This window comes from Bacillus sp. hwrm1 (genome assembly GCF_040207805.1).
Classification (GTDB): domain Bacteria; phylum Bacillota; class Bacilli; order Bacillales; family Bacillaceae; genus Bacillus; species Bacillus velezensis.
The window spans coordinates 3676744-3702309 of the sequence record NZ_CP157943.1 but is presented as its reverse complement, the minus strand read 5'-3'; the positions used below and the strand labels follow the sequence as shown (position 1 = coordinate 3702309).

At 48.7% G+C, this 25566-nt stretch carries 24 protein-coding genes; 22 read left to right on the top strand and 2 right to left on the bottom strand.

Going from position 1 to position 25566, the window contains the following annotated elements:
* Positions 1 to 16 precede the first annotated feature (16 nt).
* The 7 genes from ABK447_RS18630 (at position 17) to ABK447_RS18600 (ending at position 5685) form a co-directional block, all read left to right on the top strand.
* Entirely contained in the window at positions 17 to 1231 is a 1215-nt protein-coding gene (locus ABK447_RS18630; protein ID WP_007410295.1) for an NRAMP family divalent metal transporter, read from the top strand.
* 25 nt (positions 1232 to 1256) lie between these two features.
* Positions 1257 to 2030, top strand: coding sequence for a putative hydro-lyase (locus tag ABK447_RS18625; RefSeq protein ID WP_230245839.1), 774 nt, complete (start codon positions 1257 to 1259; stop codon positions 2028 to 2030).
* A 29-nt stretch (positions 2031 to 2059) separates the two neighbouring features.
* Positions 2060 to 2791 carry a 5-oxoprolinase subunit PxpB gene (gene pxpB, locus ABK447_RS18620; protein ID WP_012116821.1) on the top strand — a complete coding sequence of 244 codons (732 nt, stop codon included), beginning with the start codon at positions 2060 to 2062 and terminating at the stop codon, positions 2789 to 2791.
* A 2-nt stretch (positions 2792 to 2793) separates the two neighbouring features.
* On the top strand, positions 2794 to 3801 hold the full coding sequence (locus ABK447_RS18615) for a biotin-dependent carboxyltransferase family protein (protein WP_103715923.1): 1008 nt from the start codon (positions 2794 to 2796) through the stop codon (positions 3799 to 3801).
* Positions 3802 to 3818: 17 nt separating this feature from the next.
* Positions 3819 to 4568, top strand: a complete 750-nt coding sequence (locus ABK447_RS18610; RefSeq protein WP_007410299.1) for an IclR family transcriptional regulator — start codon at positions 3819 to 3821, stop codon at positions 4566 to 4568.
* A gap of 64 nt (positions 4569 to 4632) precedes the next feature.
* Positions 4633 to 5274, top strand: a complete 642-nt coding sequence (locus ABK447_RS18605) for a GDSL-type esterase/lipase family protein (RefSeq protein WP_007609458.1) — start codon at positions 4633 to 4635, stop codon at positions 5272 to 5274.
* A 195-nt stretch (positions 5275 to 5469) separates the two neighbouring features.
* Complete coding sequence (locus ABK447_RS18600) at positions 5470 to 5685, top strand: YczI family protein (protein ID WP_369719110.1); 216 nt, start codon at positions 5470 to 5472, stop codon at positions 5683 to 5685.
* On the opposite strand, the gene ABK447_RS18595 is transcribed toward ABK447_RS18600, so the two are convergent.
* Positions 5656 to 5976 carry an antibiotic biosynthesis monooxygenase gene (locus tag ABK447_RS18595; RefSeq protein WP_003156282.1) on the bottom strand — a complete coding sequence of 107 codons (321 nt, stop codon included), beginning with the start codon at positions 5974 to 5976 and terminating at the stop codon, positions 5656 to 5658. The genes ABK447_RS18600 and ABK447_RS18595 overlap by 30 nt on opposite strands.
* Before the next feature lie 244 nt (positions 5977 to 6220).
* Between ABK447_RS18595 and ABK447_RS18590 the strand changes: the two genes are divergently transcribed.
* The 9 genes from ABK447_RS18590 to ABK447_RS18550 all read left to right on the top strand — a co-directional run bounded on the left by ABK447_RS18590 (position 6221) and on the right by ABK447_RS18550 (position 17255).
* Complete coding sequence (locus ABK447_RS18590) at positions 6221 to 8137, top strand: penicillin-binding transpeptidase domain-containing protein (protein ID WP_227749561.1); 1917 nt, start codon at positions 6221 to 6223, stop codon at positions 8135 to 8137.
* Positions 8138 to 8250: 113 nt separating this feature from the next.
* The gene (locus ABK447_RS18585; protein WP_038456976.1) at positions 8251 to 9153 is read left to right on the top strand and encodes an aldo/keto reductase family oxidoreductase; all 903 of its coding nucleotides are present in this window, start codon (positions 8251 to 8253) and stop codon (positions 9151 to 9153) included.
* A gap of 299 nt (positions 9154 to 9452) precedes the next feature.
* A complete protein-coding gene (locus tag ABK447_RS18580) occupies positions 9453 to 11537 on the top strand; it encodes a BglG family transcription antiterminator (protein WP_038456977.1) in 2085 nt (694 codons plus the stop codon).
* 222 nt (positions 11538 to 11759) lie between these two features.
* Positions 11760 to 13274 carry a class I adenylate-forming enzyme family protein gene (locus tag ABK447_RS18575; RefSeq protein ID WP_076425687.1) on the top strand — a complete coding sequence of 505 codons (1515 nt, stop codon included), beginning with the start codon at positions 11760 to 11762 and terminating at the stop codon, positions 13272 to 13274.
* Between the two features lie 158 nt (positions 13275 to 13432).
* On the top strand, positions 13433 to 14293 hold the full coding sequence (locus ABK447_RS18570) for an SDR family oxidoreductase (protein WP_007410307.1): 861 nt from the start codon (positions 13433 to 13435) through the stop codon (positions 14291 to 14293).
* Between the two features lie 12 nt (positions 14294 to 14305).
* The gene (locus ABK447_RS18565) at positions 14306 to 14809 is read left to right on the top strand and encodes a D-lyxose/D-mannose family sugar isomerase (protein WP_025284250.1); all 504 of its coding nucleotides are present in this window, start codon (positions 14306 to 14308) and stop codon (positions 14807 to 14809) included.
* Positions 14810 to 14895: 86 nt separating this feature from the next.
* Positions 14896 to 15519, top strand: a complete 624-nt coding sequence (locus ABK447_RS18560; RefSeq protein WP_094031510.1) for a GNAT family N-acetyltransferase — start codon at positions 14896 to 14898, stop codon at positions 15517 to 15519.
* Between the two features lie 6 nt (positions 15520 to 15525).
* Positions 15526 to 15948: a pyridoxamine 5'-phosphate oxidase family protein gene (locus ABK447_RS18555; RefSeq protein ID WP_003156270.1), complete on the top strand. Its 423-nt coding sequence runs from the start codon at positions 15526 to 15528 to the stop codon at positions 15946 to 15948.
* A 497-nt stretch (positions 15949 to 16445) separates the two neighbouring features.
* Entirely contained in the window at positions 16446 to 17255 is an 810-nt protein-coding gene (locus ABK447_RS18550) for a lipid II flippase Amj family protein (protein WP_012116831.1), read from the top strand.
* Between the two features lie 37 nt (positions 17256 to 17292).
* Here ABK447_RS18550 and ABK447_RS18545 read toward each other — a convergent pair whose 3' ends face one another.
* Complete coding sequence (locus tag ABK447_RS18545; RefSeq protein ID WP_007410179.1) at positions 17293 to 17583, bottom strand: DUF3817 domain-containing protein; 291 nt, start codon at positions 17581 to 17583, stop codon at positions 17293 to 17295.
* Positions 17584 to 17758: 175 nt separating this feature from the next.
* Between ABK447_RS18545 and ABK447_RS18540 the strand changes: the two genes are divergently transcribed.
* From ABK447_RS18540 to ABK447_RS18515, 6 genes are all read left to right on the top strand, one after another.
* Positions 17759 to 18193: an Lrp/AsnC family transcriptional regulator gene (locus ABK447_RS18540; protein ID WP_007410180.1), complete on the top strand. Its 435-nt coding sequence runs from the start codon at positions 17759 to 17761 to the stop codon at positions 18191 to 18193.
* Between the two features lie 63 nt (positions 18194 to 18256).
* On the top strand, positions 18257 to 20443 hold the full coding sequence (locus ABK447_RS18535) for a DNA topoisomerase III (protein WP_094031909.1): 2187 nt from the start codon (positions 18257 to 18259) through the stop codon (positions 20441 to 20443).
* Positions 20444 to 20676: 233 nt separating this feature from the next.
* The gene (locus ABK447_RS18530; protein WP_039062633.1) at positions 20677 to 21762 is read left to right on the top strand and encodes a hypothetical protein; all 1086 of its coding nucleotides are present in this window, start codon (positions 20677 to 20679) and stop codon (positions 21760 to 21762) included.
* Positions 21743 to 22591, top strand: a complete 849-nt coding sequence (locus ABK447_RS18525) for a diguanylate cyclase domain-containing protein (protein ID WP_033575066.1) — start codon at positions 21743 to 21745, stop codon at positions 22589 to 22591. Before ABK447_RS18530 ends, ABK447_RS18525 begins: the two co-directional genes overlap by 20 nt.
* Positions 22581 to 24308 carry a DUF2334 domain-containing protein gene (locus ABK447_RS18520; protein ID WP_020955341.1) on the top strand — a complete coding sequence of 576 codons (1728 nt, stop codon included), beginning with the start codon at positions 22581 to 22583 and terminating at the stop codon, positions 24306 to 24308. The genes ABK447_RS18525 and ABK447_RS18520 overlap by 11 nt, the downstream gene beginning before the upstream one ends.
* Positions 24301 to 25563: a glycosyltransferase gene (locus ABK447_RS18515; protein ID WP_007410185.1), complete on the top strand. Its 1263-nt coding sequence runs from the start codon at positions 24301 to 24303 to the stop codon at positions 25561 to 25563. Before ABK447_RS18520 ends, ABK447_RS18515 begins: the two co-directional genes overlap by 8 nt.
* Positions 25564 to 25566: the final 3 nt, after the last annotated feature.

Genomic DNA, 25566 nt, shown 5'->3' with positions numbered 1-25566 from the left:
GAGGGAGGAAGACAGCATGGAGCAAAAGAAAAAAACAGCCGGAAAGGCTTCCGGCAAATGGTCGCTTCTTTTAGGCGCGACATTTTTGATGGCGACATCATCAATCGGGCCCGGCTTTCTGACGCAAACGGCCACGTTTACCAATACATTGGCGGCAAGCTTCGGCTTTATCATTTTAATTTCTATTATTTTGGACATTTTCGCGCAAACCAATGTATGGCGGATTATCGCGGTTTCCGGAAAGCGCGGCCAAGAGATTGCCAATATGGTGCTTCCGGGCGCCGGTTATGCCATTGCTTTTCTGGTCGTGCTCGGCGGACTTGCGTTTAATATCGGAAACATCGGCGGCGCGGGTCTCGGTCTTCAAGTATTATTCGGGATCAAACCGGAGATCGGCGCTTTAATCAGCGCAGCGGTCGCGGTGCTGATTTTTGTCATAAAGGAAGCCGGAAAAGTCATGGACCGTTTTATGCAGATCGCCGGAATCGTCATGATCGTATTGACTGTGTATGTTGCCGTAACGACGGCTCCGCCGGTCGGACACGCCGTTGTGAAAACTTTTATGCCTGATCATATCAGTGTGCTGGCGATCGTGACGCTTGTCGGCGGCACGGTCGGCGGATACATTACATTTGCCGGCGGCCACCGTTTGCTTGATTCAGGCATCCAAGGGAAGGAAGTCCTCCCTCAGGTTACGAAAAGCTCCATCACAGGCGTTCTGATTACATCGATTATGCGGATTGCCCTGTTTCTCGCCGTGCTCGGCGTCGTCTCAAAGGGCCTGAGCATTGATCCTGATAATCCGGCGGCTTCTGTATTCCGGCTTGCGGCGGGAAATGTAGGCTATAAAATTTTCGGCGTCATCATGTGGTCTGCCGCTATCACGTCTGTCATCGGCGCCGCCTATACATCGGTATCATTTTTCAAATCATTTTCAACAAAAATCGAAAAGCACTCACATGGCGTCATTATCGGTTTTATCATCGTATCCACTCTTATTTTTGTTACGATCGGCCAGCCTGCCAAAATTCTGGTCGCGGTCGGTTCGCTTAACGGCTTAATTCTGCCGCTTGCATTAGCGATGATTCTGTTGGGCGCTTATAAGAAAAAAATCGTCGGCGATTACAAGCATCCGATTTGGCTCACGATTGCAGGGGCGATCGTAGTGGTTGTCATGGCGGTTATGGGCATCTATACATTATTCACGCAAATGCCGCAGCTATGGAGCTGATGATATGAAAAACCATATGAGTGACATGAGCCCCGAAGAAGTCAGACAGCTGATCAGGAAGGGGCAGATGACCGGGCCGACGGCGGGGATGGCCGCTTCTTACGCACAAGCCAATCTCGTCGTTTTGCAAAAGGATCTTGCCTTTGATTTTCTCTTATTCTGCCAGCGCAATCAAAAGCCTTGTCCGGTGCTTGACGTGACGGATGCGGGTTCACCCGTTCCGGCAATAGCTGCGCCGGGAGCTGATATCCGGACGGACTTTCCGAAATACAGGATTTATCGGCATGGCGTGCTTACTGAAGAGGTAACGGATATTACGCCGTATTGGAAGGATGATTATGTCGGGTTTTTAATCGGCTGCAGTTTTTCATTCGAGCAGGCCCTTATTAATCAGCACATTCCAATCAGGCACATCGATGAGGGTGTGAATGTCCCCATGTATAAAACAGACATTGACTGTGTTCCCGCCGGCCCGTTTTCTGGAAAGATGGTCGTCAGCATGAGACCGATTCCGGAAAGGCTTGCAGTCCGCGCGGCGCAGGTCACGTCACGTTTTCCCGCCGTGCACGGCGCCCCCGTCCGCATCGGAAATCCGCAAAGCATCGGTATCAGCGATTTGCATCAGCCGGATTTCGGAGATGCCGTAACGGTGCGGGAAGGCGAAGTTCCCGTATTCTGGGCTTGCGGCGTTACGCCCCAGGCGGTGATCATGGAAGCAAAGCCTGACATCGTAATAACACATTCACCGGGGCACATGCTGATCACCGATATACGAAATGAATCGCTTGCTGTCCTGTAAGTGAGAAAGAATACAACGAGGTGATGACAATGATGCAGTATAGCGGAAATACAGCGCTTGATATACAGCCGTACGGTGATTCCGCCGTTATCATCCGCTTTGGCGGGCACATCAGCGAAGAGGTCAACAGCCGGGTGCATGCGGCGGCAGCCTGTATGGAAGAACGGCCGTTTCCGGGCTTCGTTGAATGTATTCCGGCATTCACAAGCTTAACGATCTTTTATGATGTGTATGCCGTCTCAAACATAAAAAAAGGCGTCTCTCCTTTTGCCCTGGTCAAGAAAGAAGTGACAGAACGTCTCAGCCATATAATGACCGGCCGCAAAGAAGAGCGCCGGGTGATGGAAATCCCCGTTTGCTACGGCGGTGATTTCGGTCCCGATTTAGAAGAGGTCGCTGAGATGAACGATCTGACCCCGGAAGACGTCATCCGCATTCATACTGAAGGCGAATATCTCGTTTATATGCTTGGATTTGCGCCGGGATTTCCGTTTTTAGGAGGAATGTCTGAGCGGATCAGAGCGCCGAGAAAGGCGTCGCCAAGGCCGTCCATCCCGGCCGGTTCAGTAGGAATCGCGGGAATGCAGACCGGTGTGTATCCGATATCCACTCCCGGCGGCTGGCAGCTGATCGGCAGCACCCCGCTCCGTCTTTTCAGGCCGGAAGAACATCCGCCGAGTCTTTTGAGAGCGGGCGATACGGTGAAATTCGTCCGGATCACGGCAGAGGAGTACAGCCGCATCAAGGAGGGAGCCGAATGAGTATGAAAGTGGTAAAGCCCGGTCTCTTGACGACGGTTCAGGACAAGGGGCGGACGGGATATCAGAAATACGGTGTGCTGGGAAGCGGCGCAATGGATACGATCTCACTGCGCATCGCCAATCTTCTTGCCGGAAATCAAGAAAAAGAGGCGGGACTGGAAATTACGCTCATGGGGCCCGGGCCTTCCTTTGAATTTTCAGAACCTGCGGTTATTGCTGTCACGGGAGCTGATTTCGCCCTTCATATTAATGGGGAGCCCGCCCCTCTGTGGAAACCGGTTTTGATAAAGGAAAACAGCGTCGTCTCATTCGGGCCGTGCAAGATGGGGAGCCGCGCTTATCTCGCCGTCGCGGGGGGATTTGACGTGCCCGCCGTCATGGAAAGCAAAAGCACATATGTCAGAGCGGGGATCGGCGGTTTTTGCGGAAGAGCGCTGCAAAAAGATGATGAGCTGCCGCTCGGCCGTATGACGCCATGTTCGGAATCAATCGCGTACCGTCTGAGCGATTCTTTCGGACAGCATGGTTTCTCAGCGCCTGATTGGTCTGTCAGCAGCAGAGCATTTCTGCCGCTGAAAAAAAATCCGGTCATACGAGTGCTTGAAGGCGCTCAATTTCATGCTTTTACAGAAGAAGCAAAATTACGTTTTTACCAAGAGTCATATACGGTCACGCCTCAATCCGACCGAATGGGCTACCGGCTGAAGGGCGCTCCGCTTGAATTGCGGGAGCCGCTGGAGATGGTATCTGAGGCCGTGACGTTCGGAACGGTGCAGGTGCCGCCGGACGGCAATCCGATTATTCTGCTGGCTGACAGACAGACGACGGGGGGCTATCCGCGGATGGCGCATATCATATCCGCCGATCTTCCTCTCGTCGCCCAAACGATGCCGGGGGAACATATCACGTTCCGGGCCGTTTCGCTGGAGGAAGCGGAAATGCTGCTTTTAGAGAAGGAACAGCAGCTGAAGGAGCTGAAAGCAAGGCTCAAAATGGAATGGCTGATCTGACAAAGGGGCTAAAGACCATGGAAAACAAAAACAAAACCGTCATCAAATCAATGGAACTGCTTCATTTATTTCTGACTGAACCGAGCCTGAGCTTAAATGAGCTGGTTTCTCTATCGGAAATGCCGAAGACCTCGGTTCACCGGATGGCAAGCTCGCTGGAGGAAACGGGATTTCTCACCCGGGCAGCGGACGGCCGTTATCAGCTTGGTCTGATCTTTTTACAATTCGGCCAGCTCGTCTCTGAACGTCTGGACATCAGGAAAATAGCCAAACCGATTATGGAAGAGCTGTGCGGCGAAGTGGATGAGGCCGTTCAGCTGATCATGAGGGACGGAGATGAAGCCATTTACGTCGAAAAAATTGAAGGCACTCAAACCGTCCGCCTGTATACGGCAATCGGCCGCCGGTCGCCGCTGTACGCGGGAGCGTGCGCCAGAAGCATTCTATCGTTTCTGCCAAAAGAGGAGATTGACACATACATTCAGAAGACAAAGCTTGCCGCAATCGCCTCAGGCACGATGACGGATCGGGCTGAACTGCTTCAATCCATTGAAAGGTCCTTACAATCAGGTTATACGATCAGCTATTCGGAATTAGAAGATTACACGGCGGCGATCGGGGCGCCGATTTTCAATCACGAAGGTAAGGTGGCTGCCGGAATCAGCATCGCCGGCTTCGAAGCCCGTTTTTCAGAGGACAGGCTGCCGTATTTAACCGAAAAGGTCAAAACCGCCGCACAGCATATTTCTGAGAAATTGGGTTATTGACCGAGCCAATTTTTCTTCACTCGCGTACATTACAATATCGATAGTAACGAGTGGAGGAAAGTAAATGGGACTTGTTTATACGGCGCTGGGGGATTCTTTGACGACGGGGAGGGGATCCGGGCCGTTTTCCGCCGGTTTTGTCCAGCGGTTCGGGCGTATGATGGCAGAAGATTTACAGACAAGAACCGACGTATCCATCTTTGCCAAATCAGGCCTTGAGACGGGAGAAATTCTCGGGCTTATGTCCTTGCCGTACATTCAGAGGCGGATTCAGGCTGCTGATATGATTACGATTACAGGCTGCGGCAACGATTTGATCGATTCGGTTCAGGCATATCAGCAAACATCGGACGCTTCGGTGTTCACCAGCGTGTCCAGTCACTGCCATGAGAACTTTGAAAAGATGATTGCCAAGATCGCTGCCTTAAAAGGGCCGCACCCGTCTCCTTATGAGATCCGCGTCTTCAATTTATACAATCCTTTCCCGGGCATCTCCATTGCAGAAAAATGGATATCCTCATATAATGCGCACCTCAGCACACTCGCATCGGCGCCGCACGTCAAAATTGCCGACGTCCACAGCGCTTTCAAAGGAAAAATGAATGAATATCTCTCTCATGACCGCGTACACCCCAACAGCAAGGGGTATGAAGTCATGGCATGCGTCCTGCGGGGGCTCGGATACGGAAGCCTCGCCCGCTCATAACCGCGCGCTCCTTTTCATCGGGAGCGCGCTTTTCGTGCTCCTTAAAACAAACTTAAAATTGTCCGACTTTCGTTCTATCCGCGCAAAAAATACGCTAGAATAATGGGGGATAAAGACAGAAATAGAATTGTGTTCAAAAAATGATAACAGAAAGGATGGATTGCTTTGCTGCGCGCCTTAAAACTGTCACTCGCGATGCTGATTATTATACTTGCGGCCGCCGCATTTACGTATGCGGAACATACCTCTGTCATACAGCCGGTTATGCTCGTGTTTCTCGGTGCGGTCATGTTCATTCAGGGGCTGGAGGAAAAACGGAAAGAAAACGACGGCTCCGGGAAATTCAATATCTATACCGCCGTTTTTGTATGGTCGATCTCCTTAATCGGTTTTACGCTTCACGCGATCTGAGTCTGATAGATCCTGAAAATGCTCCACAACGGGAAATGGTGAATAAAAACGGTGCAGTAAGGCTTTCCATTCCTGATATTCCGGCGATCCGCGAAAGCCTTTTGTATGATCTTCCAATGTCTCCCATTCCACAAGCAGCAAATATTTATGCGTCTTTTCCATACATTTGGACAAGGAATGGGACAGATAACCTTTCATGCCCGCGATAATCGGCTCCGCCCGGCGGAATGCCTCTTCGAATTCCCCCTCAAGACCTTCTTTTACATACAGCATGGCTGCTTCTCTGATCATCTGAAATTCCCCCCTTTTTTTAATAGATACATTGTATAAGAATATGGCCCGTGACGGCAGGAAAAACAAAAAAATTTTAAACAATATGAGAAAAAAATCCTTGCCAGCCTGATTTGGTTTAGGAGAAAATAACAGTTGGAAGGCAGGGGAATAGACAGTGAAAAAAGGGTTATACCTATTACTTTTACTCGCAGGAATCATAGGTTTGATCGGCTGCTCGAAAACGGAATCGGCCGAAGACAGAATGAAAGATTTCGTAAAAGACTGGAACGGCGGTCATTACGATAAGATGTACCAAAGCCTCACCCAGGATGAAAAGAAAAAACGATCCAAAAAGGATTTTATAAAGCGATATGAAACCGTTTATGAACAAGCAGGGGTCAAAAATCTGAAAGTCACTGCCGAAAAACAGGACGAAGACGACAAGAAAAAAGATGACCTCCAGCACATCGATTATAAAGTCAGCATGGATACAAAAGCAGGGAAGGTCGCTTTTGAAAACACGGCCGTCCTGAAAAAAGAAAAAACAGACGATGGAGAATCATGGAACATCGACTGGAATCCTTCTTTTATTTTCAAACAGCTTTCCGATGACAAAACCGTGCAGATCGCAAATGAAGAACCGAAGCGCGGACAAATTTACGACAAAGATGGAAAAGGTCTCGCCGTGAATACCGAGGTGCCGGAAATCGGCATTATCTCTGGAAAACTCGGCAAGGATAAAGACAGCGTGATCAAAAAACTGTCTGAAAAACTGGACCTTTCTGAAGACGATATCAAAAGCAAACTGAACCAGGGCTGGGTAAAAGACGACTCCTATGTCCCGCTTCAAAAAATCAGACCGGATGATGAAAGCAAGGTCAAAAGCCTGCTCGCATTAGACGGCGTGACGAAAACGAAAGTCAGCTCCCGCTACTATCCGTACGGCGAAAAAGCGGCCCATCTGACCGGCTATATTAAAACCATCACAGCGGAGCAGCTGAAAAAAGTGAAAGTCGGCCAATACAGCGATACTTCCAAAATCGGCATCGCCGGCCTTGAGAATGTATATGAAGACAAGCTGCGCGGCACGACCGGCTGGAAAATTTACGTCCCGCAAACAGGTGAGGTCATTGCTGAAAAGAAAGCCGAAAGCGGGCAGGATATTCATGTAACGATTGACATGAAAACGCAGACGAAGCTGTATGACTCTATGAAAGATGACAGCGGAGCGGCAGTCGCCCTCGAACCGCAAACGGGAGAGACACTCGCGCTCGTCAGCGCACCGTCTTATGACCCGAACGGCTTTATTTTCGGCTGGAGCGGCAAAGAATGGAAAAAGCTGAATGAAGATAAAAACAATCCGTTTTCAGCGAAATTCAACAAACTTTATGCGCCGGGATCAACGATTAAACCGATTGCCGCGGCAGTCGGCCTGACAAATGGCACATTGAAAGCGTCAGAAAAGAAAAAAATCACCGGAAAAGAGTGGCAGAAAGATTCGAGCTGGGGCGGTTACCATGTCACACGCGTATCAGAGCGCCTGAATGAAGTGGATCTCGAAAACGCGCTGATCACATCGGACAACATCTACTTTGCGCAAAATGCCATAGATGCCGGAGCGGACGCGTTTACAAAAGGATTAAAAACATTTGGCTTTGATGAAGAGATTCCGTACCAATTTCCGATTGAAAAGTCTTCAATCGCTAACGGCAAGCTTGATTCCGAGATCCTTCTCGGAGATACGGGCTACGGCCAGGGGCAGATGCTGATGTCTCCGCTGCACTTAGCTGCTGACTATACCGCATTTGTAACAGACGGAAATCTCGTCAAACCGACATTGATCAAAGACGGAGAAAAAACACCGCAAATCTGGCATAAGCAAGTGGTGTCGAAAGCCAATGCCGAAGAAATCACAAAAGGGCTGAGAGGCGTCGTTGAAGATCCGCGCGGCTCTGCATATCAGCCGGCCGTAAGCGGCATTACCGTAGCCGGAAAAACCGGTACAGCCGAGCTGAAAACGTCTAAAGAAGATAAAGACGGCAAAGAAAACGGCTGGTTTGTCGGTTACGATTATAAAAAGAAAGACCTCTTGATCGCGATGATGATTCAAGACGTCAAAAAACGCGGCGGAAGCCATTACGTCGTTGAAAAAGCGAAAAAGCAGTTTCAGAATCATTAAATGACGATTTTTGCGGGCTGAAAGGAAAATCGGCCGCCGAAGCAGAATGAAACAGCATGGGCAATTCCTGAAAACAGAGATACAAGAGGCTCTAAGAAAAAGGGGGATTTCACATGCAGCGCATTCAATTGGCTGAAGACCTGGAATTTTCAAGAGTGATACACGGGCTTTGGCGTCTGAACGAATGGAATGTTTCAGACGGAGAGCTGCTGAATCTGATTGAATGGTGTATCAGCCAAGGCATCACCACCTTCGACCATGCCGATATATATGGCGGTTATACGTGTGAAAAGCTCTTCGGCGGCGCTTTGTCCCTTTCGCCTTCAATAAGGGAGCGAATCGAAATCGTCACAAAATGCGGGATTGTCATTGAATCACCGGAACGGCCCGGAAACAAGTCGCATCATTATAATACGTCGAAGTCTCACATTTTAGCGTCGGCGGAGCAGTCGCTTTTGAATCTGAATACGGATTATCTGGATGTGCTGCTCATTCACAGACCGGACCCGCTTATGGACCCGGAGGCGGTGGCTGAAGCGTTTCATGCGCTGAAAAGCTCGGGAAAGGTCAGATATTTCGGAGTATCGAACTTTAAAGCGCACCAGTACAGAATGCTCGAATCCTATTTGGATGATCCGCTCATCACAAACCAAATTGAAATCTCGGCGTACGAGCTGGAAAATATTCATGACGGCACGCTGGATTTCTGTCAGGAAAAACGCATTCCGCCGATGGCGTGGTCACCGCTTGCGGGCGGGAGCGTCTTTACCGGACAATCAGATAAGGACCTCCGAATCCGTGCCGCGCTTCGTTCCGTACAGGAAGAAATCGGCGCCGCTTCCATTGACGAAGTCATGTACGCATGGCTGTTCACCCACCCGGCAGACATCATGCCGATTGTCGGCAGCGGAAAAGAGAACCGCATTTCCGCCGCGGTGCGTGCATCCGCGTACAAACTCAGCCATGATCAGTGGTTCCGGATTTATACCGGTGTCCAAGGCTGCGATATTCCATAAACAGAACAAACGCCCGGAAGCTATCTTCCGGGCGTTTGTTTATGTGGTGTGCAATGTCTAAAAACAAGTAAGGTCACTTTGAAGTATAGCCGTGCGGATCAAGAGTAACAAGCGTCATGGCATATTATCTGACACATTTTTCTTTTTCAATACTGTCACACGGCCCAGTGCCAAATTGCCATTTGAAAATGGTTGAATAATCATTGAAAGCGTTTTATATTATAACTTACACCACTTTCCCCGGCAGCACTCCCCATATGCCATACTTCTCACAACTAGAAAATCTGGAGGCGCGTTTCATGTATATGACAGCGAGAGAACAAAAATTAATGAAACATCTATTACTGCAGAACCGGTACGAGACAGTGCATGAACTGGCGGAAGCTTTACAAGTCAGCACAAGAACCGTTCACCGCGAGTTAAAAACAATCAAACCGATAATGGAATCATTCGGTCTGGCACTTGATAAACAGCCCGGCAAAGGACTGAAAGCGGTAGGAAACCCGGAGGACAAACAAAAACTCCTGTCAGACCTGTCCTATGAACAGCATGAATACAGCGCTGAGGAGCGGAAACTTTTAATTCTATGTTCACTATTAGAGTCTCAAGAGCCGATCAAGCTCTACAGTCTGGCGAACGAACTGCAAGTAACAAACGCGACGATCAGCTATGACCTGGATGAGCTGGAGACTTGGATTGCGCCCTTCGGCTTGACGCTGATCCGAAAAAGGGGCTTCGGCATTCAGCTGACGGGGCCGGAAAATGCGAAACGGAAAATCGTCGGCAATCTCATCGTCAACCGCCTTGATATTCAAAGCTTTTTGGAAGCGGTTGAATTGAATATTAAAGGAAAACCGGACGATGCTGAAAAAATGTTCGGCGTCGTAAATAAAGCGGAACTTTTGAAAATGGACCGGCTCTTAATTCAGCTCAAGGAAAAAATCGCGATCGCCTTATCTGACAGCTCATACATGGCGCTTGCGGTTCATTTAACCTTTGCGATGGACCGGATCAGGCTCGGAGAAACCATCACGATGGAGGATTCGGAACTAAAAGCGCTGCAGCAGACGAAGGAGTACGGCTCTGCGCTGGAAATGGCAAAAGAGCTTGAAAAAGCGTTCGGCGTTTCAATTCCGGAAGCTGAGATCGGATATATCACCATTCATTTGCGGAGCGCCAACCGCAAATACAAAACGGAATTCAAACCGGAAGACATAGAGGTTGAAACGGCCTTGCAAACGAAGCAGCTGATCGGCTTCATTTCTGAAAAAATTAAAATTGATCTGACGGAAAACGGTTCTTTATACGACGGTTTAATCGCCCATCTGGAGCCTGCGATCAACCGGGTAAAAGAAAATATCGACATGTACAACCCGATGACCGAGCAAATTAAACGCGACTACTTTCTGCTGTACATGGCCGTAGAAGAAGGAATGGAAAAATTCTTTCCGGGGCTTCTTTTCTCTGATAATGAGATCGCTTTCATCGTTCTTCACTTCGGCTCCGCTTTGGAAATCAAACGGGAAGAGGCGAAGATCAAAGCGCTGATCGTCTGTTCAAGCGGCATCGGGTCGTCCAAAATGCTCGCATCCAGGCTGAAAAAAGAGCTTTCGGAAATCCGTTCCTTTGATATGTCTTCCCTCATCGAACTGAAGGATCGAGACATCACCGCGTATGACATGATCGTATCCACCGTTCCGATCCCGTATGAAAATATTGATTACGTCATGGTCAGTCCGCTTTTAAACGAAGAAGACGCTGATCAGGTCAAGCAGTACATCAAAAGAAAAATTCCGCTGATTCTTGACAAAAAAAGAAACGGTAAAAGAGAAGAGAAGCAGCCGGAGACGCCTGATATGCTGGAAGCGGCCGGCCGTATGGCGCATTACGCGGCGGTTATCCAAAGCGTGCTGCGGAACTTTTCGATCAAATCCATTGATTCAAACACGGCGTATGAGCTGTTTTTGAACCGTATGTTTGACATGCTGGAGCAAGAAGGATTGGTTCATAATGCCCAAAAAACCGCACAGCGCCTTGCTGAGCGTGAACGACAGGGCGGACTCGGCATTCCGGGAACGGCGATGGCCCTGTACCATCTCAAAAATGAAGAAATTGTCACGCCTTTTTTCAAAATTTATGATTTGACGGCTCCATGCAGTGTCAAAGGCATGGACGGAAATTCCCTGACCGTCGACCGCGCTTTGGTGATGATGGCGCCGGCTGATATGCCCGCTGAAGGGGCGGAAATACTAAGTGCGGTCAGCTCGGCCATCATCGAGTCCGAAGACAGTATAAAAGCCTTCCAGACGGAGGATGAGGCCGATTTATACAAACGTTTAAACAAGCTGTTTTATCATTTCATTCAGGAGAAAGGACAGCGGTAAACAGGAAGCGCACACCTCATGTGGGGTGTGTTTTTTTGTGCATGTATGAGGGTAAGGGGAAGGGAAGAAACTAAAAACACGGGACTATTGTATCATTCACTGATGGAATAGTTCTAAAACAAAATAGTTTTACAAGTTATATTTTTTGGTTTAAAATGGGTTGCGTGAGAAAGAAAATCTGACAGAGTTTTTTTGTGATTTATCATTATGGGAGATGAAAATATGGAGACATTACAGCATCTGATTCTGCATGACATTTCAAATAGCGAAGAGATCGAAGCTGTAAAAAGCGGTGCGCATACCCTGACCTACGCGGAATATCGAAAACGAATCAACCAGCTTGCACAAGCGCTTCTTGATAAAGGAATAAAAAAAGGCGACAGAGTGGCGATGCTTTGCAAAAACGGCCACGCGGCATCCATTGTCATGTTTGCGGCACTCGAAATCGGCGCGGTGGTTGTGCCGGTCAGCTGGCAATTAACACCTTACGAAATGAAAGGCATTTTAGCAGCCTGTGAACCGAAAGCTGTTTTTTACGGCACTGAATTTAAAGAGATCATGGAAGAAGTGCTTCCTGCGCTGGTATCTTCTCTTAAACTGAAGGTCGAGACCGGAACAGCTGCGGAGACAACGCCTCAGTTTGACGCTTTATTGACAGGCTCCGGTGATACACCGGATGTCGAAACGGTGTCTGAAAACGATACGGCATTGCTGATGTTTACCTCAGGTACAACCGGCAATCCGAAACGCTGCATGATCACTCACGGCGGCATATACAACTACGTAAACGCGACATTGGCATACACGGGGAGAATGCAGCATGTCCGCTTCTTAGCATGCCATCCGAATTACCATACGAGCGCGATTATCTGCCAGATGGTCGGCACGATGAGCGGAACGACATTCATTATGACAGACAATCAGGACCCTGTGGAAAACCTGAAGCTCATCGAAAAAGAAAAAATTCAAACCATCATGGCGCTGCCAGTCTATTTCACATACCTGCTGAAAGCATGGGAAACGCACCAGACTGACATGTCTTCTATCGTTTATATGATGACGGGAGGCACAAAGGTGCCAAGCAGCCTGATCCAGCAGTATCTCGACATCGGCATTCCGCTCATGCACGGATACGGAAGCACGGAAGCGTGGGGCATCAGCTCTTGGAATCCGCAAATGGGAATGGATAAAGCCGCTTCCGCGGGTAAACCGATGGAAGAAGTGGATGTCCGCGTTGTAGATCCGGAAACAGGTGAAGTCCTTCCGCAAGGCTCAATCGGAGAAGTCGTTGTGACAAGTCCGTTTTTATTCAAAGGCTACGAAGGTAACGAAGAAGCGACACGAAAAGTGCTGAAAGACGGCTGGTTCCATACCGGCGATTCCGGATATGTGGATGAAGACGGATTTATCTTTATCACCGGACGTTATAAAGATGTCATCATCTACGGCGGCGACAATATTTATCCCGACCAGATTGAAGAGGTCATTCAGCAAGTGCCGGGCATTCTCGAAACGGCGGTTGTCGGTATCCCTGATCCGCTTTACGGTGAAAAGCCGAAAGCGTTCATCGTGACAAACGGCAGAGAAGGCCTGACAGAAGAAGAAGTGACCCGATTCCTTCAAGAACGTCTTGCCGCCTTTAAAATTCCGGAAATTGAGTTCGTCAGCGAACTTCCGAAAAACAACCTTGGAAAAGTGAGAAAAGACGTGCTCCGCAAACAAGCGGTCCGTTCATAATTGAAAACAAAAACCCGGCTGCCAGCCGGGTTTTTTTCTTGCGTTCCATGTGAAACATTTTTCTCCGAAAACGTTTTGAACTGTCTCAATCATGTTTATCCGGAGGACTGCCGAGGTAGACAAGAAATATGAGATCGAACAAGAAGGAGGAACTTGACATGGAAAACTATCCGAAGGAATTCCCGGCGGAATCACAAAATCGCCAGCCGGGCATTGAAAGCGAAATGAATCCGGCGCCTGTTTATGAATACAAAGAATATAAAGGCGCTGATAAATTAAAAGGGAAAACCGCACTTATCACAGGGGGCGACAGCGGTATCGGACGCGCCGTAGCGGTTGCTTACGCGAAGGAAGGCGCAAATGTCGCGATCGTCTATTTTGATGAACACGGTGATGCGGAAGATACAAAAAAACGAGTGGAAGAAGAAGGCGTAAAATGTCTGTTAATCCCCGGCGATGTCGGTGAGGAAGACTTTTGCAATGAAGCGGTTGAAAAAACGGTTGAAGAATTCGGGCGTCTTGATATTCTCGTGAATAACGCCGCGGAACAGCATCCGAAAGAAAGCATTAAAGACATCACAAGCGAGCAGCTCCACAGAACCTTTAAAACAAACTTTTACTCACAATTTTATTTGACTAAAAAAGCGATTGATTACATGAAGCCGGGCAGCGCGATCATCAATACGACATCCATTAATCCTTACACAGGCAATCCGCAGCTGATTGACTACACGGCTACGAAAGGCGCGATTAACGGTTTTACGAGATCCATGGCGCAAGCGCTCGTCAACGACGGTATCCGTGTCAACGCCGTGGCACCGGGGCCGATCTGGACACCGCTCATTCCGGCGACATTCTCAGAAGAAACAGTCGCTTCCTTCGGTCAGACTACGCCGATGGGCCGGGCAGGCCAGCCTGTTGAACATGTCGGCTGCTATGTGCTCTTGGCCTCAGACGAATCATCTTATATGACCGGGCAGACGCTGCATGTCAACGGCGGCAAATTTGTAACCACATAAGGGGGCTGAAGCATGACGATATCGAAACATGATGTGAATGCATACTATCAAAAAGCGGGAATCGTTCTGACTGATAATGAAGTCGAAGACATTCAAATCATGGATTACGGCTTAGGCAAGCTTGAGGAAACCGGGCTTCAGCTGTTTATTTACGTGAATACCGACCGCTACTGTTCGAAAGAATTGGTGCTCTTCCCGCGCCAGACGTGTCCGGAACACCGCCATCCGCCGGTCGGCGGCGAGAAGGGAAAACAAGAGACATTCCGCTGCCGCTGGGGGAAGGTGTATCTCTATGTGGAAGGCGAAAAGACAGAGAACCCAAGCGTCCTCCCGCCGGAAGATGACAAGGAATACTACACCGTCTGGCATGAGATTGTGCTTGAGCCGGGCGGACAATACACCATTCCGCCGGATACGAAGCATTGGTTTCAAGCGGGAGAAGAAGGGGCGGTCGTCACGGAAATGTCATCGACAAGCACGGATGATCACGACATTTTCACCGACCCGCGCATTTAAGGATGAGGCTGCACGCCTCATCTTTTTTGTATGGAAAAAAATGAATTTACCTGTATAATGGCTAATAAAGGAAAGAAGGTGTGATCGTGTTTTCCTGTCAAATCCGGGAACATCTGACGATCAGATTGCTTGCCAAAGAAGATACGGACGAATTGTATTCTGTTATGAAGCGAAATCAAAACCATCTCAGCGAATGGCTCAGCTGGGCGGAAGACCTGGCTGATATCGATACGTACCGCGATGTGATCATCCCCGAATGGCGCTATAAATACGCGGAAGAAAATGGGTTTGACGCCGGAATTTTTGTGAAGGGCCGGTTTTGCGGCATGATCAGCATCCATAATGTCGATACAGCCAATCAAAAAGCAGAGATCGGCTACTGGCTGGATCGAGAGCATGAAGGATTCGGCATTATCACCGCAAGCTGCCGGGCGGTCATCACCCATGCATTTCAGGATCTCGGCCTGAACCGCATTATGATCAGCGCGGCTGAAAAAAACACGAAAAGCAGGGCAGTGGCGGAACGGCTCGGATTTCAGAAAGAAGGACTGACGAGAGAAGGCATTTTCGTACAGGGCGCCTATCATGACACGGTGAACTACAGCATGCTGAAGCGGGAATGGAGCGAAGATCGGCAGAATAGCACATTTCTTGGTTTAAATGTCTCCCCAATGTGGAAAAGTAACAGTGGAGACGTTAAAAAGGAGTGATTCTTCATGAATCAAAATGAAATCAAAGAAAAAGTGCTTGAAGTACTGGATCATCATAAAGTCGGTTCGCTTGCGACGGTAGAGCAAGGCAAACCGCATTCACGCTACATGACATTTTTCCATGACGGCTTAACGATTTACACGCCGACGAGCAAAGACACTCATAAAGCGGAAGAAATTGAAAACAATCCGAATGTTCATATTCTGTTAGGGTATGACTGTGAAGGATTCGGAGACGCTTATGTGGAAGTGGCCGGAACCGCCAAACTGAACAACTCAGCCGATTTAAAAGAAAAGCTGTGGGATCCGAAACTGGAACGCTGGTTTGACGGAAAAGACGATCCGAACCTGGTGATTCTTGAAATTGAACCGAAGCAGATCAAGCTCATGAACGCGGGTGAAAAAACGCCGGCCGAGCTGGAACTTTAATAAATCATTTGATTATTCAGGGGCAATCTGTTATACTTAATTGCTAAGTGACAACATGCAAATAAAAAAGAAAGTAAACTTCTTTTTTCTGTTTTGATATAGAAGCTTCAGGCTTCAACGGACAGCTTGAAAAAAAGCTGAGCTTATTCTTTTCCTTCTGACATTCGCCCCTAACGAAGAGATGGAAAAAAGACTTTTTGTTTTACAATTCACACCGGCGCGGCTTCGGAGCCGCAGTGACGATTGAGAGGTAGGGCTTTCGTTGTCTTGTGTTCAAGAACTTCCATGGTGTTTACTTTCGAAGAATGATTCTGTCGGAACTGTTAATACGAATCACCCGCGGGCTAAGGCGGGCAACCATATATTATTTATTTGCGTAAGAAAAGAATAAGACAAAACCGCTCCGGACATCCGGGCGGTTTTTTTATGTAACCGGCCGAAACCTCGCCGCAGTCTGCAGAGTCTAATCAGTAGAAAAGATTTGGAGGAATCATACATTGCACGTTATTACTTCACAAGTACTGTTTATCTTCTGTTTTCTGCTGCTGATACATTCGATTGAAACGCTTGCCTATGCAACACGGCTTTCCGGCGCGAGAGTCGGTTTTATCGCGTCCGCGCTGTCATTATTTAATGTCATGGTCATCGTGTCTCGCATGTCAAACATGGTTCAGCAGCCGTTTACCGGACATCTGATTGATGCCGCCGGATCAAACGCCCTGTCTCTTGTGGGCGCCCAGTTTCGATTTTTAATATTCGGCTCCACGGTCGGAACGATGCTCGGCATCTGTCTTTTGCCGACATTCGTCGCGTTATTCTCCAGGGCGATTATACACTTGGCGGACGGAGGAGGCTCCGTCATGCAGGTATTTAAAAAAGGATTTTCACTGAACGGGCTGAAGCATGCGCGTTCTTATATCAGACTGCCGTCAGTCTCCTATTTAAAAGGGCTTCAATTCCGAATGATACCGAAACGCTTGTTTGTCATTAATATGGTCATTACGTCTATTTACACGATCGGTGTTCTGTCCGCTCTGTACGCCGGCCTTCTGGCGCCTGAGCACAGCACGACCGCCGTAATGGCATCAGGCTTAATCAACGGAGTTGCGACTATGCTGCTGGCTGTGTTTGTTGACCCGAAAGTATCCGTACTGGCAGACGATGTGGCGAAGGGCAAGCGCAGCTACGTCTCCTTAAAATGGACATCATTGACGATGGTCACATCAAGGGTCGCGGGTACGCTTCTCGCCCAGCTCGTATTCATCCCCGGCGCTTATTATATCGCCTGGGTGACGAAATGGATGTAACGCATGAAAAAAGCTCCTCTGCAGAAGAGGAGCTTTTTTATTGATAATGTCTCAGGCCGCGATCATAAATAAAATTACCGAACGGAATAAAGGCCGCGATAAAACCGGCGGCTGACCATTTCACATGCCATTTGACAGTAAACGCCGCATACGCCAGCACCGCCAGATAAATGATAAACAAACCGCCGTGAATGGAACCGGCAATGGTGACGGCGAGCGGATGATGAGCCCAATACTTCAGCGGCATCGCGATAAACAGCAGCACCAAAAGCGACATTCCTTCAATAAACCCCATCGTGCGAAGTCTGCCGATCGGCGTGTGTAACATACAGCTCCCTCCTGTCGGACATCTTTTTTCCTCTATACTATAAGCAAAGGGCAGTCCTAATATGACCATTTCGCGTCTGTTCCAAAAAAACCTTCATTAATTCAGCCAGTTGTTCTTGTCATTTTTCGGATTTCTCTTGATAATATAGCCAAAAGGGTAAGGAAGGACTACAGTCATGAAACTAGATAATGTTGATCTGAGCATCATTAAAGAGCTGCAGCGGGACAGCCGCCTGTCCATGCGGGAACTGGGCAGAAAAATCAAATTGTCAGCTCCGTCCGTCACAGAGCGTGTCAGACAGCTTGAATCCTTCGGCGTCATTAAGCGCTATACATTGGACATTGATCAAAAAAAGATCGGGCTTCCTGTTTCCTGCATTGTCGAAGCGACGGTGAAAAACGGAAAATACGATCAATTTAAAACCTACATTCAATCCATTCCCAACATTGAATTTTGTTTTCGGGTCGCCGGGGCGGCGTGTTATATGCTGAAGATGAACGCGGACAGCCTGGAAACGATCGAACACTTCATTAACCGCACCTCTCCGTATGCCCAAACCGTGACCCACGTCATTTTCTCAGAAATTGACACAAAAAACGTCCTCGATTAGAGAGAGCGTGAGGAAGTCTGTTATAATAACAGGATGATTGTGAAAGAAAGAGAAGTGAAAAGCATGTCAAAAACAGTTGTATTAGCTGAAAAACCTTCAGTCGGCCGGGACTTGGCCCGCGTTCTGAAGTGTCATAAAAAAGGAAACGGATATCTTGAAGGCGACCGCTACATCGTCACATGGGCGCTCGGGCATCTGGTAACGCTCGCTGACCCTGAAGGATACGGCAAAGAATTTCAATCATGGCGGCTTGAGGATCTGCCGATTATTCCGGAGCCTTTGAAGCTCGTCGTCATTAAAAAAACAGGAAAACAGTTCAACGCGGTCAAAGCTCAGCTTGTCCGAAAAGACGTCAGCCAGATCGTAATCGCTACAGACGCAGGACGGGAAGGGGAGCTTGTGGCCCGCTGGATTATCGAAAAGGCAAACGTCCGCAAACCGATTAAGCGGCTGTGGATTTCCTCTGTGACGGATAAGGCGATTAAAGAAGGATTTCAAAAGCTCCGCAGCGGCAAAGAGTACGAAAACCTGTATCATTCCGCCGTTGCCAGAGCGGAAGCGGATTGGATCGTCGGCATCAACGCGACCCGCGCGCTGACCACAAAATTTAACGCGCAGCTGTCATGCGGACGCGTCCAGACTCCGACATTGGCGATGATCGCCAAGCGTGAAGCGGACATTCAGGCGTTCAAATCCGTTCCTTATTACGGTCTCCGTGCGGCTGCTGATCAGATGACGCTGACATGGCAGGATAAAAAAACAAAGCAGACAAGAACATTCGATCAGACGGTGACCGGCCGTTTGGCAAAAGACCTGCAAGGAAAGCCGGCGGTCATTTCAGAATTGAAAAAAACGGCGAAGAAAAGCTTCGCTCCCGGTCTTTATGACTTGACGGAATTGCAGCGGGACGCTCATAAGCGCTTCGGTTTCTCCGCAAAAGAGACGCTGTCCGTGCTTCAAAAGCTGTATGAACAGCATAAGCTTGTCACTTACCCGCGGACGGATTCCAGATTCCTTTCCGCAGACATCGTGCCGACTTTAAAAGACCGTTTAAACGGCATGGAAGTTAAGCCGTACGCACAGTACGTCAATCAAATACTGAAGCGGGGCGTCAAAGCGCATAAAGGATTCGTCAATGATGCGAAAGTATCGGATCACCATGCCATCATTCCGACAGAGGAGCCGCTGATCCTTTCAAGCCTCAGCGACAAAGAACGAAAGCTTTACGATCTGATCGCCAAACGTTTTCTCGCCGTGTTAATGCCGGCGTTCGAATACGAGGAAACAAAGGTCACAGCCGATATCGGCGGCGAAACATTTACCGCAAAAGGGAAAACGGTTCAATCGCCTGGCTGGAAAGCCGTGTATGATATGTACGAGGATGACGACGATCATGAGGAAGACAAAGACCAGACGCTCCCGGATCTTCAGCAGGGTCAGCGCCTCACTGTCTCATCACTGAAAGAAACGAGCGGACAGACGAAACCGCCGGCGCGCTTTAATGAAGGCACGCTGTTATCCGCGATGGAGAACCCAAGCGCCTTTATGCAGGGAGAAGAGAAGAACCTTGTGAAAACATTGGGTGAAACCGGCGGACTCGGAACAGTGGCCACCCGCGCTGATATCATTGAAAAACTGTTCAACAGTTTCTTGATCGAGAAAAAAGAAAAAGATATTTTCATCACGTCAAAAGGGAAGCAGCTCTTACAGCTCGTCCCGGAAGATTTAAAATCACCGGCCTTAACCGCTGAGTGGGAGCAAAAGCTCTCCGCCATCGCAGCGGGCAAACTGAAATCCGCCGTGTTCATTAAAGACATGAAAACATATGCGGGCAAAACGGTGAAGGAAATCAAAAACAGCAGCCAGACTTTCAGACATGACAACATTTCAGGCACCGCCTGCCCTGATTGCGGCAAAATGATGCTTAAAGTCAATGGCAAACGCGGCACGATGCTCGTATGTCAGGATCGTGAGTGCGGCAGCCGGAAAACGCTGGCAAGAAAAACAAACGCCCGCTGTCCGAACTGTCATAAGAAAATGGAGCTTCGCGGCCAGGGCGAAGGCCAAACCTTCGCATGTGTATGCGGCCACCGGGAGAAACTGTCCGTCTTTGAAAAGCGCAAGGCGAAAGATAAATCCGGACGCGCATCCAAGCGGGACATCAACTCTTATATGAAAAGCCAAAACAAAGAGGAGCCGATGAACAACGCGCTGGCAGAACAGCTGAAAAAACTCGGCCTGGATAAATAGATCAGAGAAAGGCAGCATTTGTAAAGAAATGCTGCCTTTTGTTGTGTTTTTAACTGTAATGGGAATACGATCCAGACGAAGAGGGAAAAGGTGAGCAGACGGCGCTCCCATTTAAAATTTCCCAATGTGAAAAAATGCTAGTATTCTTTTATCGTTTCCTATATAGTAAAAATACTTTGTGAAAAAATAAGATATGGGTCTAAAAAAGGATTTATAAAATAGGAGGATGGGCTGTGAAGCAATTCGTTTTTCGCCTGATGATCCTTTTGATTTCGATCGTTCTGACGGCGGGGTGCGCGGAGGCCGGCACTGAAAAACAGGCGGCAGCCGAACCGTCCGGGCCGCTTCAGCCCGCAGAGCATTTTATTTATCATAAATTGATGAACGGGCGGGGGATGATCCGGACGAACATAACCGGTGAGCCGGAATATTTATCAGAGTCTCTCGGACTATGGATGGCATTTTTGCTGAACAGGAAAGATGAACGGCAGTTTCAAGCGCAATATCAGCTTCTCACCGATTCGTTTCTGACGAAAAACGGGCTCGTGTCGTGGAAGATTGACGGGAATAAAGCGAGCGGCACCAATGCCTTAATTGACGATTTCAGAATCATGAACTGTCTGAATGAGGCCGGAACCCTGTGGGGAAACAGTGAATACGGGAAAACAGCGGTGCAGATCGGGAAGGCGCTGGAAAAATACAATACGAATGACGGGTATTTTACGGATTATTATGATGCCGCTTCAAATGCCGCGTCAAAGACCGTGACGTTGTCCTATGTCGATCCCGGCGCCTTACAGATGCTCAGAGAAAAGGGGATTATCGATGAGAAAACGGAAAACCGGAACCTCGATGTTCTCAATCTTGCGCCCCTGAAAAATGGTTTTCTGCCGAAATCGTTCAATACCGAAACTAAGGAATACAAATATGACAGCGAAGTCAATGTCATCGACCAGCTGTATGCCGCCGTGAATCTGAAGCGGGGCGATGGCAAAGCCGCTGTGCTGTCGAAATGGATTATAAAGGAATTTAAGTCGCGCGGACAGCTGTACGGACGATACAGCGCAGACACGAAGGAGCCGGCGGTTCAATACGAATCACCGTCCGTTTACGCCCTGGCCGTTCTTTTTTTAGCAGAACAAAAAGCTGATCCGGCTGTCATCAAGCCGCTTTATGAAAGAATGACTTCATTTGAAACACTGGACACGCTGAAACCTGATTACGGCGGCTATATGAGCGGGGGCGATACACATTCTTTCGATAACCTGCTGCCGCTTCTGGCTGAAAGGAAATTGTTTAATGAAAATATCATTCAATGAATCACAAAAACTGTGCAGCTACACAGCAGTTATGCTGGTGCTGCTGTCTTTTTTTATTTACTATGCGTCTCAGCAATCCGCAGGGCTTCTGATAACCTGCATCACATTGCTTGTTGCGGGAGCCGGCATATGGTTCGGGGCAATCTACGCGCTCGTCATCACCTTACTCGTCTTATTTGTTCTCGGCAGCCTGCTCCTGTGGTTTCAGACCGGGAGCTTTATGGCGTCTGCCGGTGCCGAAAGTCTGCAGGTGCTGGTCATTTGGGGGATTGCGCTGCTCGTCTTTTCTTACATAGCGGGAAGGATTCACGAGTTGGCGAAGGGGCTTGAGCGCTCAGTGAAACAGCTGCGTGAAGAGATTACGAGCTTTGTCGCCGTCGACAGGGTGACCGGCTTTGACAACCATCTGCGGATGAAGCTGGAGCTTTCCGAGGAGATCAAGCGGGCGGAACGCTACGGCAATTCCTTCGTCTTTTTGCTGCTGCACATGCATTATTTCAAGGAATTCAAATCCCTCTACGGAGAAAAAGAGACCGACCGCCTGCTGGCATTTATCAGCCGCCAAATCCGGTCAAGCGTTCGGGAAACAGACAAAAAATTCAGGCCGTCCGCCGAACGGTTCGGCATCGTGCTGACCCATACGCCTGAAGAAAACATGCCGGCCGTTCTGGCGAAGCTGAAAAAGGAATTGGATACGTACCGGCTGCAAAACGGTAAATACGTCTCCATCACCTTCCGTGTATGTTACTTGGCGTACCGAAAGGATTTACAAACGGCTGAGCAATTTTTAAATGAACTGGAAAACGAGATGATGATGAATGAACTCTAAATGGATACGTCTCTTACTCTCGGCGCTCTTCATGATTTCGGCGGTTTATGTTCCCCTTACGGCGGAAGCAAAAGACAAAAAGGACGGCATTCTCATTATTTATACAAGCACGGACGGCAAAGAAACCGCTGAGGTCAAAATGCTTGATCTGACCGCGGGCCATTTCTCATCCGCCGTCACCGTGAAAAGCGACGGAGACATCACAGCCGCGGACCTCAAAAAGAATCGGCGCGTCATCTATTACGGCGTCACGAAAAAAAAGCTCAGCACATCATTTGTGTCTCTGATCAGCAGTATGCCGCAGCAGCTTATCAGCATCGGCTATAACGCCGGACAGTTCCGCCAATTTGCGGGTTTGTCCCTGACAGAGAAAGAAACGGTATACCGTATTTACGGCAAAGAAGAAAAAACAGACATGCCGCTTGAAAAAGGGATGTCCGTGCTCGGCGTATCGGGAGTAAAAGGAAAGTCCCTTTATACATACCGGTCCGGTGACGGCAGCACCCGCCCTTTTATGTGGAAAACGGCGCGCTCTGACTATTATTTCGGTGTGACGAGCCTGTTAAATGATTCGTTTCTGACGGCGAAAGCGCTGCGCAACGCATTCGGAGAATCAGCGGGCGGCACCCTCCTTTATTTACGGCTTGAAGACATCAGTCCGATGTCAGATGAAACATTGCTTTACGAAGCGGGCGCTTACCTGCATAAAAGACACATTCCGTTTATTCTGGCGGTCATTCCGGTCTATCTCAATCCGGAAAACGGAGAAAAAGTATACTTGGCGGACAAGCCGAAAATGGTCAGCGTCCTGAAAAAACTTCAGCAAATGGGCGGCAGCATCATTATTCACGGCTACACGCACGCATACCGATACAGCGAAACGGGAGAAGGCTTTGAATTTTGGGATGCCAAAGCGGATCAGCCGATTACGTCAGAAAATGCGGATGATACTCCGGTCAAGCTTGAAAAGGAACAGGATTTTCCGAATGAAAAAGCGTACCGGGCGTATGTGAAGCCTTTCCGTGAAAAAGAAAAAATCTACACGAGAACGAAGCTGGAGCAGGCGATTGACGATCTGACAGAGCTCGGCCTTTACCCGCTGTCATTCGAAGCGCCGCACTATACGATGTCTGAAGAAGGCTACAAAATCGCATCTTCTTATTTCTCCAGCATTTTCGGACAAGTGCAGCTCAGCGGCACGACGTGGAAAACCTCGGGCGCCCCTCCGTTCGTCTCAAAGCCGGCTATGCTTGACGGGATGACGCTGTACCCTGAAACAATCGGTTATGCCGATAACTCAAAGGAAAATCCGCTCGGAGATATGGAGAATCATATTTCGCAGATGATTGATTTCGGCGGCGGAACGGCGGGCGGTTTCTACCATCCGTATCTCGGCATGAAATACCTCCCCGAGCTCGTCAATCAGATGGAGCGGATTCCCGGCGGCGAGTGGCTCGATCTGAAGAAAACGAAGCAAACGGTAACGTCGGACAGCGTCAGGATCAAAACGGACGGAGACGGGACCATTCATGTGGAAAACAAGATTCATCCGATAACGGCCTTTTTCAATCACCATCAGCAGACGCCTCTGGAAAAAGCGCTTTGGATTCTCTCCGGCGTGGTGTTATTGTTTATCATCATGTTCGCCTGCTACGTTCTTTATTTGCGCGCCACATTAAAAAAACGAATCTTTAAGGAGAGAAGAAGCCTTGAGTAACATTCTGTTTTTTATCTCATTAAGTTTAATATGGGTGATGCTTCTCTATCACATGTTTCTGATGCAGGGCGGATTCAGGCATTATATGACCTTCGAACGGAACATTCCGAAATGGCGCGCAAAGATGGGGGAGCTCCCGAAGGTCAGCGTGCTCATTCCCGCGCATAACGAAGAGGTCGTCATCAGGCAGACGCTGAAGGCGATGGTGAATCTGTATTATCCGAAAGACAGGCTTGAGATCATCGTCGTTAATGATAACTCCTCCGACCGGACGGGAGACATCGTCAATGAATTTTCCCGTCAGTATGACTTCATTAAAATGGTCATTACAAAGCCCCCGAACGCCGGAAAAGGAAAATCTTCGGCGCTGAACTCAGGGTTCGCGGAATCGAACGGAGACGTGATCTGCGTGTATGATGCGGACAACACGCCGGAAAAAATGGCGGTGTACTACCTGGTTCTCGGTCTGATGAATGATGAGAAAGCGGGAGCGGTTGTCGGGAAATTCCGTGTCATCAACGCGGCCAAAACGATCCTGACGAAGTTTATCAATATTGAAACCATCTGCTTTCAGTGGATGGCGCAGGGCGGCAGATGGAAATGGTTCAAAATCGCCACCATCCCGGGAACGAACTTCGCGATCAGGCGGAGCATTATCGAACGGCTCGGCGGCTGGGATGATAAGGCGCTGGCGGAGGATACCGAGCTGACCATCCGCGTGTATAATCTCGGCTATCATATCCGCTTTTTCCCGGCGGCTGTGACATGGGAGCAGGAGCCTGAGACATGGAAGGTGTGGTGGCGTCAGCGGACAAGATGGGCGCGCGGCAACCAATACGTGGTTCTCAAGTTTTTATCCCAATTTTTTAAGCTGAAACGCAAGCGGATCATCTTCGATCTGTTTTATTTCTTTTTTACGTATTTTTTGTTTTTCTTCGGTGTGATCATGTCAAACACGATTTTTATCATCAATCTTTTTTACGACCTGCATCTGGCTGTCGGGTTTTTGGCGATGATTTTGTGGATACTGGCCTTTTTCCTGTTTATGACTGAGGTCATGATTACTTTAAGCATTGAAAAAACAGAAATGAACAAACAAAACTTCTTTATCGTATTTCTGATGTACTTTACATACTCCCAGGCTTGGATCGTGCTCGTCATCTGGTCATTATTCACAGAGATCAAGCACCGCTTGTTCAAGCAGGAAGTCAAGTGGTATAAAACGGAGCGATACAATCAAAATAAAAGCGGGTGACCT

What these genes read in the sequence shown, in the direction of transcription:
- ABK447_RS18545 (WP_007410179.1), bottom strand. Translation starts at nt 17,583, where the DNA reads ATGTTACACACGCCGATCGGCAGACTTCGCACGATGGGGTTTATTGAA.
- ABK447_RS18585 (WP_038456976.1), top strand. Translation starts at nt 8,251, where the DNA reads ATGCAGCGCATTCAATTGGCTGAAGACCTGGAATTTTCAAGAGTGATA.
- ABK447_RS18525 (WP_033575066.1), top strand. Translation starts at nt 21,743, where the DNA reads ATGAAAATATCATTCAATGAATCACAAAAACTGTGCAGCTACACAGCA.
- ABK447_RS18610 (WP_007410299.1), top strand. Translation starts at nt 3,819, where the DNA reads ATGGAAAACAAAAACAAAACCGTCATCAAATCAATGGAACTGCTTCAT.
- pxpB (WP_012116821.1), top strand. Translation starts at nt 2,060, where the DNA reads ATGATGCAGTATAGCGGAAATACAGCGCTTGATATACAGCCGTACGGT.
- ABK447_RS18520 (WP_020955341.1), top strand. Translation starts at nt 22,581, where the DNA reads ATGAACTCTAAATGGATACGTCTCTTACTCTCGGCGCTCTTCATGATT.
- ABK447_RS18615 (WP_103715923.1), top strand. Translation starts at nt 2,794, where the DNA reads ATGAAAGTGGTAAAGCCCGGTCTCTTGACGACGGTTCAGGACAAGGGG.
- ABK447_RS18625 (WP_230245839.1), top strand. Translation starts at nt 1,257, where the DNA reads ATGAGCCCCGAAGAAGTCAGACAGCTGATCAGGAAGGGGCAGATGACC.
- ABK447_RS18595 (WP_003156282.1), bottom strand. Translation starts at nt 5,976, where the DNA reads ATGATCAGAGAAGCAGCCATGCTGTATGTAAAAGAAGGTCTTGAGGGG.
- ABK447_RS18590 (WP_227749561.1), top strand. Translation starts at nt 6,221, where the DNA reads ATGAAAGATTTCGTAAAAGACTGGAACGGCGGTCATTACGATAAGATG.
- ABK447_RS18540 (WP_007410180.1), top strand. Translation starts at nt 17,759, where the DNA reads ATGAAACTAGATAATGTTGATCTGAGCATCATTAAAGAGCTGCAGCGG.
- ABK447_RS18605 (WP_007609458.1), top strand. Translation starts at nt 4,633, where the DNA reads ATGGGACTTGTTTATACGGCGCTGGGGGATTCTTTGACGACGGGGAGG.
- ABK447_RS18600 (WP_369719110.1), top strand. Translation starts at nt 5,470, where the DNA reads ATGCTGATTATTATACTTGCGGCCGCCGCATTTACGTATGCGGAACAT.
- ABK447_RS18630 (WP_007410295.1), top strand. Translation starts at nt 17, where the DNA reads ATGGAGCAAAAGAAAAAAACAGCCGGAAAGGCTTCCGGCAAATGGTCG.
- ABK447_RS18565 (WP_025284250.1), top strand. Translation starts at nt 14,306, where the DNA reads ATGACGATATCGAAACATGATGTGAATGCATACTATCAAAAAGCGGGA.
- ABK447_RS18575 (WP_076425687.1), top strand. Translation starts at nt 11,760, where the DNA reads ATGGAGACATTACAGCATCTGATTCTGCATGACATTTCAAATAGCGAA.
- ABK447_RS18570 (WP_007410307.1), top strand. Translation starts at nt 13,433, where the DNA reads ATGGAAAACTATCCGAAGGAATTCCCGGCGGAATCACAAAATCGCCAG.
- ABK447_RS18580 (WP_038456977.1), top strand. Translation starts at nt 9,453, where the DNA reads ATGTATATGACAGCGAGAGAACAAAAATTAATGAAACATCTATTACTG.
- ABK447_RS18555 (WP_003156270.1), top strand. Translation starts at nt 15,526, where the DNA reads ATGAATCAAAATGAAATCAAAGAAAAAGTGCTTGAAGTACTGGATCAT.
- ABK447_RS18535 (WP_094031909.1), top strand. Translation starts at nt 18,257, where the DNA reads ATGTCAAAAACAGTTGTATTAGCTGAAAAACCTTCAGTCGGCCGGGAC.